Source organism: Halocynthiibacter namhaensis, assembly GCF_000812685.1.
GTDB classification, from domain to species: Bacteria; Pseudomonadota; Alphaproteobacteria; order Rhodobacterales; family Rhodobacteraceae; genus Halocynthiibacter; species Halocynthiibacter namhaensis.
Map to the genome: position 1 here is coordinate 1 of NZ_JWIF01000053.1, position 10,124 is coordinate 10,124.

At 49.9% G+C, this 10,124-nt stretch carries 8 protein-coding genes; 2 read left to right on the forward strand and 6 right to left on the reverse strand.

Annotation, left to right across the window (positions count from 1 at the left end):
* The coding region (locus tag RJ38_RS07880) for an IS3 family transposase (protein ID WP_039018330.1) at positions 1–676 on the forward strand (676 nt) is incomplete at its 5' end.
* On the opposite strand, the gene RJ38_RS18485 is transcribed toward RJ38_RS07880, so the two are convergent.
* The gene (locus RJ38_RS18485) at positions 604–1,329 is read right to left on the reverse strand and encodes a DMT family transporter (RefSeq protein WP_082005673.1); all 726 of its coding nucleotides are present in this window, start codon (positions 1,327–1,329) and stop codon (positions 604–606) included. The genes RJ38_RS07880 and RJ38_RS18485 overlap by 73 nt on opposite strands.
* A 138-nt stretch (positions 1,330–1,467) precedes the next feature.
* Here RJ38_RS18485 and RJ38_RS19225 point away from each other — a divergent pair, with 138 nt between their 5' ends.
* Positions 1,468–1,755: a winged helix-turn-helix transcriptional regulator gene (locus RJ38_RS19225; RefSeq protein ID WP_272945939.1), complete on the forward strand. Its 288-nt coding sequence runs from the start codon at positions 1,468–1,470 to the stop codon at positions 1,753–1,755.
* A gap of 597 nt (positions 1,756–2,352) precedes the next feature.
* Here the strand turns inward: RJ38_RS19225 and RJ38_RS07890 are convergent.
* From RJ38_RS07890 to RJ38_RS07910, 5 genes are all read right to left on the reverse strand, one after another.
* Complete coding sequence (locus tag RJ38_RS07890; RefSeq protein WP_039018332.1) at positions 2,353–3,318, reverse strand: ATP-binding protein; 966 nt, start codon at positions 3,316–3,318, stop codon at positions 2,353–2,355.
* Positions 3,315–5,531, reverse strand: coding sequence for a Mu transposase C-terminal domain-containing protein (locus RJ38_RS18095; RefSeq protein WP_052245282.1), 2,217 nt, complete (start codon positions 5,529–5,531; stop codon positions 3,315–3,317). Before RJ38_RS18095 ends, RJ38_RS07890 begins: the two co-directional genes overlap by 4 nt.
* The gene (locus RJ38_RS07900) at positions 5,531–6,343 is read right to left on the reverse strand and encodes a hypothetical protein (RefSeq protein WP_238321665.1); all 813 of its coding nucleotides are present in this window, start codon (positions 6,341–6,343) and stop codon (positions 5,531–5,533) included. The genes RJ38_RS18095 and RJ38_RS07900 overlap by 1 nt, the downstream gene beginning before the upstream one ends.
* 335 nt (positions 6,344–6,678) lie before the next feature.
* Positions 6,679–7,272, reverse strand: coding sequence for a transposase (locus tag RJ38_RS07905; protein ID WP_082005675.1), 594 nt, complete (start codon positions 7,270–7,272; stop codon positions 6,679–6,681).
* A 417-nt stretch (positions 7,273–7,689) separates the two neighbouring features.
* Positions 7,690–10,124, reverse strand: a 2,435-nt coding sequence (locus tag RJ38_RS07910; protein WP_156121807.1) for an autotransporter family protein, incomplete at its 5' end; no start/stop codon positions are given.

The following is a 10,124-nucleotide window of genomic DNA, read 5'->3' on the forward strand; positions in this document are numbered from 1 at the left end:
CTATGGGCGGCCTCGGATAACCGAGGAACTGCAAGAATTGGGATTACCGGTGGGCCATCGCAGGGTCGGACGTCTGATGGGCGAGAATGGCATCAAGATCATCAGAACCCAGAAATACAAGGCGACAACGGACAGCAACCACACGTTCAACATTGCACCAAATCTGTTGGATCAAGATTTCTCAGCGACTGGCCCCAATCAGAAATGGGCTGGCGACATCAGCTACATTTGGACCAGCGAAGGTTGGCTGTATCTTGCCGTCATCCTTGACCTGTATTCTCGCCGCGTCATCGGATGGGCTATCAGTAACCGCATGAAGAAGGATCTGGCAATCCGGGCGTTAGATATGGCCGTTGCTTTGCGCCAACCACCGGAGGATTGCATTCACCATACGGATCGTGGTTCACAATATTGCTCAAATGAGTATCAGAAGCGCTTGTCCAAGCACGGTTTCAAGGTCTCGATGAGCGGCAAGGGAAATTGTTATGATAATTCTATGGTCGAGACGTTCTTCAAATCCATTAAGGCTGAGCTGATTTGGCGCAACCGTTGGGACACACGCCGTCAGGCTGAAGGCGCGATCTTCCAGTATATCAACGGGTTCTATAACCCGCGCCGTCGCCACTCATCGCTTGGCGGGAAAAGTCCCTTGGCTTTTGAGCGAAAGGCCGCATAAATGAGTTCAGAGACCGGAACGTAAGCGGGACAAGACCAAAGTGCAACGACCGAGATCAGAAATGCTGCGCCCAAGAGGCGAATAGCGGATGCGGCAATAGGCTCCGTACCTGCCAATAGAGCGGGTTTTATTATGAGAAAACCAAACCCCTGGAACCCTGTTGCGACTACGCCAAGCAGCACAATCGTCACAAGGCTTCCTGTTGTCGCATCGCTTTTGGATTTTTCGTTTGAGGCATAAATTATAGCGGTGAAAACCCCGGAAAGAACTATGCATGCCCCTAACAAATCCATGCCAGATGGCGCTTCTCCATACCACAGATATGCCATTACCGCGACCAAGGGCGCTTTGAGCGACAAAAGCAATTCAGTACGTCTTGGACCTCCTCTGCGCAGACACTCAATCATCGCAAGATTGCCTAGAACAATGCCAAAACAGATGCTTGCCACGAAGGACGGCCAATATCCCCACGCGACATTTTGCCAGTATCCCATTACAGTACAGATTGCTGCAAGAATTGCTGAGCATGCGATAAGTTGGATGCGTGTGAATTCAAACGCACCAAGTTTTTGTGCAGGGCTTTGCGCTAATACTATTCCGGTCGCCCAACCGAAGGACGCAGTCACAGCCGCCAAAATGGGAAGAATAAGCATGGTAAATCCAAAAATATTTGCTACATTAGTGATAGCATATATCGCTACGAAAAAAGTAGCAAGAAAGGGATCGCCATGCCGTCACAAATTCCAACGCCGGGAAATCCTGTCAGGGGGTCAAAAACCGGAAAGCCGATCATGGCCCTATTTGATCTATTAGGGCGGAGTTGGGCACTTGGTGTCGTTTGGCAACTATCAAATGGGGGTATGACGTTTCGCCAAATTCAAGAGAGCTGCGAGAAGGTATCCCCGACAGTGCTAAACCGCCGTTTGAAAGAGCTGACAACAAGCGGGATAGTCGAACGGGGGGCATCTGGATACCAGCTTACCGCCACAGGCTTGGAGTTATTCGGGATACTCAAACCGTTTGGCACTTGGTCGACCAAATGGGCAGAAAGCCTGCCTAAAGATGATCTGCACGAGTAACGCGCAACGGCGGGTTCGTCCGCACACCGACGTTTTCCCATATCATCGCTTGATTTGACGCGGTTGTCTAAGCTGGCCCGCACCTCTGTCTAATTTGGCGCGGCGAGCTATAGCGGCTGATGAGTATGAAAGGTTCCGGAACCTGTGCTGTGACAAAGAGAGCAACAAGAGCCATCTGTCAAATCGGTGGGATATGTCAGCGTAGGAAGAAAGCTGAAGCTTAAAGTGAAATTGGGTTATGGCGTTGTTTTCAAAATGAAAAACAAGGATGAAACGCTGTTTTCAAGATAACCCAAGACCCGTTTGCGCAGACTATTGCTTTCTTTCGCGCAGACTTCTGCTTTTTTTGGCACAGCTGACAACGAAAGGAAATGTCTGCGCAGTACGAAAAACACGCGATTCTCCCAGGTAAATTTTACCCATAAAATCAATCAGTTGAAAGGTATCCAAAATATTGGAAAAGCAATAGTCTGCGCACGAAAGCAAAAGTTTGCGCAATTTTTTTTGAATCTTTTTTGCAGTTATTCTTCCCGTTGGGCACACACAAAAAAGCCCGCATCACTGATGCGGGCGTAAGGTTTTGAATTTTAAGGGATGCTATTCGGCAAACGCCAGAATGAACGGGTTCTCTTTGCGATACATGGTGTCATATCCGCTGTGAAGGAACGGCGTTGCAATCCTGGAAACCCTGGTCTTGTTAACCCAAACATCGACGAAATGATCTCTCGTTAATTGAGATGAACCGGCATCCTGTGCTGCAGCTGTTGCCAGCTTTACCAGCTTGATGACCAATCCCCAACGATACGCCCCGGCAGTTATCAGACGATCCAGGAAATCCAGGGTCATCAGATCTGTGTCGATTTCCAAATCTGAAACATGCCCGTAACTACCAACGATTTCATGCACAATCTGACGGTCGGTTTCAGGTTCAATACCGTCAAATGGCAAGGTCGTTAAACGGCTGTAAACCTGAGGTTCCCGTTTAATGTACCCATCTAATTCCAGCACCCCGGAGAAGATCAGCATCAAGGGCCAGTCATGGTTTTTCATCAACCCTTTAAAGGAATCTAACAGAGCCAGGATTGCCTCGTCATTCTTCCCCCTGAACATGTGCTGGACCTCATCAAAGTGAATGCCCACGACACCAGCAAGCTTTGCTTCTCTGATCACGACATCCCAGATCTGGCCCTGACTGAGACGGGCCTTCGGGTTAATCGGATACCCAATTGCTTTTGCAGAGCTTTGCCCCAGATCCTTCCAGGTGCTGATACCCTTCAGAGAACATTCGGCGAAGCGTGCAGGTTTCCCATTGGGCAGCCCCACTTCATCTTCATTGAACCCTTTAATAAGTGACCTGATTTCCGTGGTTTTTCCACTGCCAGACTGGCCTGTAATCAGCAGACCATCGGCTTCGAAGTGCCCACCGGAAGAAAGATGACCCAGATGGGTGCCAAATACGCGTCCAAATTCCTTTATCAATATGTCCGCCCGGCCCAATGGATATAGGCGACTGCCATTCCTGGCCGCGGCATTCCGATAGGCTTCATTTACAAATCTGCTCATAGCTTGCTCTTTTTAATTGGTGCGAACATGGGTTCCACGGCATCCGAAATTGGTTTTTCGGCCTGTTGTGGCGTTTCAGGTTTGGGCGGTGTGTCCACGACTTCAACGACATCGGCCACATTTTCCGAATACTGTGACGGCGGCAATGTGACTTCATTCATGGGCGCGTTTGCGCTTCTGTCCATGATGCCTCCTGGCGCGGATGTTGGCCCTGACCGCGGTAGTGAAACGATTTCCACATGCGCTATTTCTGCTGCCTTCTCACGAATTCTGTCGATCCTTTCATAGGCATCCGGAAGAGTTGAATCCGGAAAGAAACCGCTTTCCCGGGCACGTCGTCCGCGCGCTTCTCTCATGTGGTGTTCATGCAGCTGACGTTTTTGGGGATTGTCTTCAATTGCTTTGCGCATATCATCGACAGCCTCTGCCAAAGACAGATCTGCAAAGGTCGTCATCGTTAAATGCGCAGTAATGACGTCAGTGGTTTCCTCACTCACGATGCTAACCTTGCGTAGGTCGTCAGGGTTTAACAACACGGTAACTTTCTTTGACTCCCCCCCTGCAAATTTCTGAAGTGCGGTCGAGTTATATGGAATATTGAAAATCTTCACGCCCTCAGATGTCGTTGACACTTCTTTGCTTTCACCAAGGTGAACGCGCAGCATTTCAGATGACGGCGCATTAATGCCTTCAGAAAGATCCATGACTTCTTCGAGCTTCTGCCATGGGGTGGCGCCATGCATTCCTGTACCATTGTGCGGTGTATATGGATATTCATCGACCCAAAAGCGCGTGATGATACCCATCAAAGCATCTGGGCTAATTCTGGCGTTCTTCTGACCATCATAGCCGTTCAATTCGCCCGGTTTACTCCCAACATATCCATCCAGAAGATTAAGTACCTTCCACTGCATAGTTCCAAATGGCCGCTCAGCATATGTGTTATCCGGAGAATTATACGTGCGCCCTGTTTTAACAATCGTGCCCATGCCCAACTGGCTGGCATACACGGCGGAATTGCGGGTCGCGGTGCCGTTGTCAGCATTTGTCAGTGTCAGGTGAACAGGTGGAGCAGGATCCCGCTTGCAGTCATAACGAACTTTTTCCCGGGATTTATCCCGCATTGCCATCCGCAACAGCTTTTTATGATGATCACTATCTGCTGTTTCTGAAAGGAGCCATGCCAGCGGCATTCGTGTCGCCACATCAATCATGAAGAACATCCACAACCGCCTGACTTCGTTCTCTTCAAGCGGAGTACCATCTTTTTTAGGGTTGAGCTCTTTAACCTCCACTTGGCCCTTGGCGTTCGTAAAAATTGACAGCAACGCCTGATCAGTTGCGCATTTTTCACCAAACAGCAATGCGGACACCTCAGTAGATCCAGCTCCGTACTTGTTTTGAGAATAGCGGGAACCATTGCGAGAAATGTCTCGAATTACAGGTGTAAGCGCTTTGTAACGGGTGCGGATCGTGGTGATCGAAGGAGGCCTGAAGCCCTGAAGAAGATCTGTCTCAGGCACCGTGAATTCCTCGATGGCGCCTTCGTACAGCTCAGCAAGTTTAGGTTGCTTTTCATCCACCAGATTCAGGACATAGTCGATGAACCGCTCCTGTAGCGCGCTTAAGCGGCCCCTTTTATCAATTGGTGGCCCCTTCCGATGATGCCGGCGCATCAGAACAATGGGATCCCGACCAAATTCAATGTACCGATTGCGCATTTCCTGAAGCGTACGACCTGTCGGCAAGACATGTGGCATGGAGGCGCTGCCAATATAAACGTCATGAAATAGATGTGGGTCTTTTGCCAGTTCACATGCCGTAGCACGCAGGTGACGCCGTATGTCGCGTCGTTTCAGGAAGTTTTGGCTAAGCTTTCCCCGCTCTTTCTCCAGTGCGTCCATAGCATGTATGAGGCCAAGGCGAGCCCGGATATCACGTTGTTCTTGCGCGGGAAGTTGTTCGGGTCGTTCAATGCCGCCAGTGTAATCCAGTAACTTCCGCTTATTTTCCGCCAGTTTCGGCGTGATGACTTCACAATCTCCTTTGAGAATTGCATCATCAACCCGCTCGAACGACAAGGACGTGCATTCACCATCACCGATACCCTCTACGGCATAGCCTGTACGGTCTTTCCCGACCACGCGCCAATGGCGGCGATCGAGCACCAATTCCGAGCCCTGTAGGACTTTAAATAGAGGGTGTTTCGCCATCAGCCGATCCAGATCCTGGAGTGACGACAGATGACCGCATTCCAGTTCGCTTTCAGATAACCCTGTCCTATAAGCCGGAAAATTGCCTGAAACGTCTGAGCAGACGAAAGATGGCATTTTGCGATTAAGTCACTCATGAGCCAAAAATTGGTGTTTCTGGCGCACTCCAGAACCTGTGCATCAATATCAGGATACGGTGTATTTAGAGAATTCCAGATGCGCAGAAGATTGTCGCGATATCTTTTCGTGTATTGATCGCCGTTCACGACGATTTTGTCATCGGCAAATGACTTGGGTGTCGCTGCAAAAATGGCCTCGATTTCATCTTGTGTTTCCGGTCGCGCAAGGCTTCGCCCATGCCGGACATATACCGCCCTGCGGTATCCATCCCTAAATGTGATCCGCAGATCAAAACTGTGTGAACGCAATTTACCATTCACGCCACGATAGAAAACCGGCGGAAGTTGCACCTCCAGGCCATATAATTCCGGCGACAGCAGCGCTTCCAGCGCAACGGCCATTTCCCGTGCGCCATCGAAATGATAGATCTTGCGTTGCCCCTTTGTTGCAGGCGTCGCAATGGCCATCGAGATCCGATGTGCTGTATTGCTGCGGGTCAGCGGATTGCGAAATCCGTCATATGGCAAAACGCCGTGAACCGGATCAACAACCAACGCAGGTTGTTTTTTCGTCTTGCCGAGGGATGTATCCCATTCAAGTGGAAGTGACATGTCTTCTCCAATCTCATGCGCAAGTGCGGATGAGTTAATTTCTGATTTAAGGGGACCGGTAATTAGAGTACCGACGCCCACCAATTTTTGAACGTTTCACTTAATTCTCAACACTCGGGCCTGCGCATCTTTGCCGCAAAAACGAAAACCCATCTGCACCGGAAAACAGCGTTTCGAAACTCACGCCGAAGAGAAATACCCCAAGCAGATTCGAGTCAATTACTGTTTTTTATCAATACATTGCGAGAATTTTTCTCTTCTCAATATTCACATTTGGCCACCCATCCTTGTCTCCTTATAAATCCCCGCCGCTGTTGAAGCTGGTGGGTTGTGTCTTCTGAGAAGGAGTTAGGATTCGGAAATCGACAAAGGAAGGAGTTGCACCTGATAAAATGTGAATAGATTGTCTAGTTTACTCAATGATACTTGGAAATTGTACCAATGGAACGTGAACGCCGTATCTCGACTTCATCGTTCAACCACCGCAAATACACGGCCGTGCCTCGGTCCACATCCGGAGGCATTTCAATTTCCTGCGTGCAAACACATTGTCCTAAAATGCCCCCTTGTGGGCGTGACAAGTCTTCAACGAGATATTTTCGCAAACGAAATGCCGTTGCGTAAGCAATGGAATACCGATCTTTAAGTTCATGCCCCGTGGGTCTGCTGAACTTTAACCGGGCGGCCTCAATTTCAATAAATTCTTCCGCCAGCTTGAAATAGACCAACAGATCCAGGCGCCGGCGGTGAAGAAGAGTTCCGGACGTCATTGAAAACTGGGTCAGGCAGATACGGCAATGATAGATTTTACGGGTCTCGTGATACCCAAAATTACTTTGTTCGCACTTCGGACAAACCGGGCCGTCTGGCCATCGAATTTTCTTCAGCCGGTCTTCGCATTCCAGTTCATCAGAAAAGCGCTCAACGACCCCGCCTTCCGGCAAACGGAGATACACCTCCATCCAGTGCATTTGGAGCAACTGTGCCTCTGAGAGCGTTTCATCGGTCATGTGGACATGGATAAAAGAAGGCCGGGCAAAACAAAAGGGGGGTGGTTGTTATAGATGAGGATTATTAGCGACACCTGAGGTGAAGAGCGCGCGGGGCCCCGAAAATGTGCCGCAATGACTGTTTCCAGCCCAAAGCGGAAGTTGGGTTTTGTCACCGAGGGTGGAAAGCGGCCCTTCGAAACCTCAATGCAGCCCCCCCTGAGATACAATAGGCGTTTGTCACAGAAGATGTGTATGCGATGCGTGCGAGTAACATGTGGAAGACTTAGGGTTTTACCAAAGAGAGGGCATAGCGTTCTAGGCAACGTCCCATCGCTTCATTCAAAAGTCAATCGGCGTTTCCAACCTAATGTGAAAATTATAATACAGTTTTGACCTAACAACCTGCCCAGTTGTTAGGTCAAACGGTACTTTAAATCAATCCCACTTACGGCGGAAGCCAATTGTACCTGAAATCCGACGGCTGCGTCCGATGTTACGCAATCCCGTTGATACACCGACCTCACCGTAAACTGAATTCCGATCGTCGTTCCAGTTATAGGTTGCGCCAAGGGTGACCTCGATGGTCGTGTCTTCTTCTTCGTTGTAAAGTGGCGTACCTGAAACATTCACGCGTGTACGCCCGGCAAGTTCTTTATGCAGATTGAGGCCGCCTTCAACTTCAAGACGACGTGTGGTGCCATTGTCAGCTTCCCACGCACGTTCACGTCCAACGTTAACCCCGACACGCAATTTCAGTGATTCAGCGTTATCTGGCTCTACGACAGTGCCAACTGTGTCAACAAAACTACGGAAACGCGCTTGCGTATAAGTAAGCTGTGCCTGGGGCACAACGCGCCAGCCATCACCGAATTCATATTTACGGCCTACCTCAACAGAGGCCGAAGCCACAACGGCGCGTGCGTTATCGTAGCTGCCCGACGAGGCAGAAGAAAAATCAGTGCTAACCGCCATAAGGCGTGCTTGGATATCAGTATAGAACCCGTTTGGCTTATAGTAGGGCAGCGGGCCGCCAATGCCCAAACCGGTCGCTTTCATCGATGCGTCACCGCTTGGATCCGTACCGGCAACACCGGACGTACTGATCTGAGCGTTCAAGCCACCGATCCACTTGTTGCCCTCGTCACTTTCACGTAGCAAGCGGTCAATGCCTGCCTGAATTTCTACAGTTTCAATGTTGTAGTTTACGCCCGTCGTTGAAAACGTAGGTGCAATACGGGCATGGCTGCCGACGATCCGAACCCACCCACTGTTTTCTTCGATCAGTATTTCGTCATCATAATAAGAAGCCTGTTCTTCAGTCAGTGTGCAGCGATAGTTTTGTTCAGGATCTTTACAGAAAATTTCCGTTCCCGCGACTTCAGGCTGCAAATTCCCCTTCCAGTGGCGATTGCCAACACGTTGGTGCAAAGTGGGCATCGTAAACATCACAGCGCGCGGATATGTTTCATACCCTTCGCTAGGAGTAGAGAACCGATTGGCCAAGACATATTCCCAAAACGTTTTGCTCGGATCATTTGCAGGATCCAATGCGACAAGGTCATACGTGAAAGCACCGACTGTTGCAGGCCCACCAAGGCTAAATAGCCCCGCTGTTGAGGTCCCTTCCACCCGCGCAAAAAGAATCCCTTCACCAGGGTCAACTATGTCATTTTGGTTAATATCGGTGATTGCACCCAACCCAGCCAAATTACTGACAAAAACATTGGTTGATCCGGATGCATTCCCTTGAACCACCATAAGGTCACTGCGCGTAAGGTCCGTCGCAGGGGCGTTATCAGGGCCACCATCATCCAAATTCACATCGATCAGAAAAGACGAACCCGCCGTTCCTACATAATTGGACTGGACGTTCAACTGGGTCCCAACCGCACCGTCCAGTGTCAAATCAACTGTTCCGGCGTTATTCAGGTTTCCGTCAACAGTGAAGTTTCCATCAAACCGCGCGGTCGCACCACTTTGTACAGTTAATCCATAAGGTTGCCCGTGTGGACCTGTCCCGGTTGCTGAACCTGTCACAAGTGCGCTACCACTAAACGTAATATCCGCACCGCCAGTCAAATTTACAGTTTCCCAGTTGGTCAAATCACCACCGTCAAAACTGCGCGTGCCGCCGTTCAGATGTAAAATATCGATTTCACCATCCGCAATAGATGCATCATCGCCGCCATCAATCATCGTGGCACCCGTAATATCAGCGCCACCATCAATGGTTAGATCATCAGAACCGCGGTTCATCAGGATATCACCCGCAACAACGCTGCCCATCAGCAGCGCACCGGAGTCATCACCAAACCCAGCATCGATACCGCCCGCCAAACTCGCAACATCTGCAGAGTTCGACCCAATCGTAAAGGTGTCGTTATCATCACCGGTATCTAATCCGTCGGTGACAACACTGCCATCCGCCAAGATAACTGTATCCTCGCCACTGCCTGTAATAATTCCACCATTCAGAGTGGCCAAAACGCCCGAAGTGGCACTAACCACATTTACAATGTCATCTTCAGACCCCGTATCGACATCCCCATTGGTCACACTACCGGCGATAAGGTTTACAGTGTCTTCCCCGTCGCCAGTATCAATCGCAATACCATTTGGCACACCATTTACCAGACCTGCGCTGGTGACGATCGCATCGCCATCCTTATCCCAAATGCCAGCACGTGCACCTACACCCACACCGATCGTCGCGCCATTGGCAATCTGAACAATACCCGTGTTTCCAGTCTGACTGTCGATCTCAATACCAGCTGAATCAACACCCTGACCACCTGTCACAACAACACCATCACCAACAAAAACATCAAAGGTAGATGTCGCTCCAGTAATTCCCTGACGCACCCAAATTC

Excerpts from the sequence above, each read along its gene's own strand:
- RJ38_RS18485 (WP_082005673.1), bottom strand. The coding sequence starts at position 1,329 with ATGCTTATTCTTCCCATTTTGGCGGCTGTGACTGCGTCCTTCGGTTGG.
- RJ38_RS19225 (WP_272945939.1), top strand. The coding sequence starts at position 1,468 with ATGGCCCTATTTGATCTATTAGGGCGGAGTTGGGCACTTGGTGTCGTT.
- RJ38_RS07890 (WP_039018332.1), bottom strand. The coding sequence starts at position 3,318 with ATGAGCAGATTTGTAAATGAAGCCTATCGGAATGCCGCGGCCAGGAAT.
- RJ38_RS18095 (WP_052245282.1), bottom strand. The coding sequence starts at position 5,531 with ATGGCGAAACACCCTCTATTTAAAGTCCTACAGGGCTCGGAATTGGTG.
- RJ38_RS07905 (WP_082005675.1), bottom strand. The coding sequence starts at position 7,272 with ATGACCGATGAAACGCTCTCAGAGGCACAGTTGCTCCAAATGCACTGG.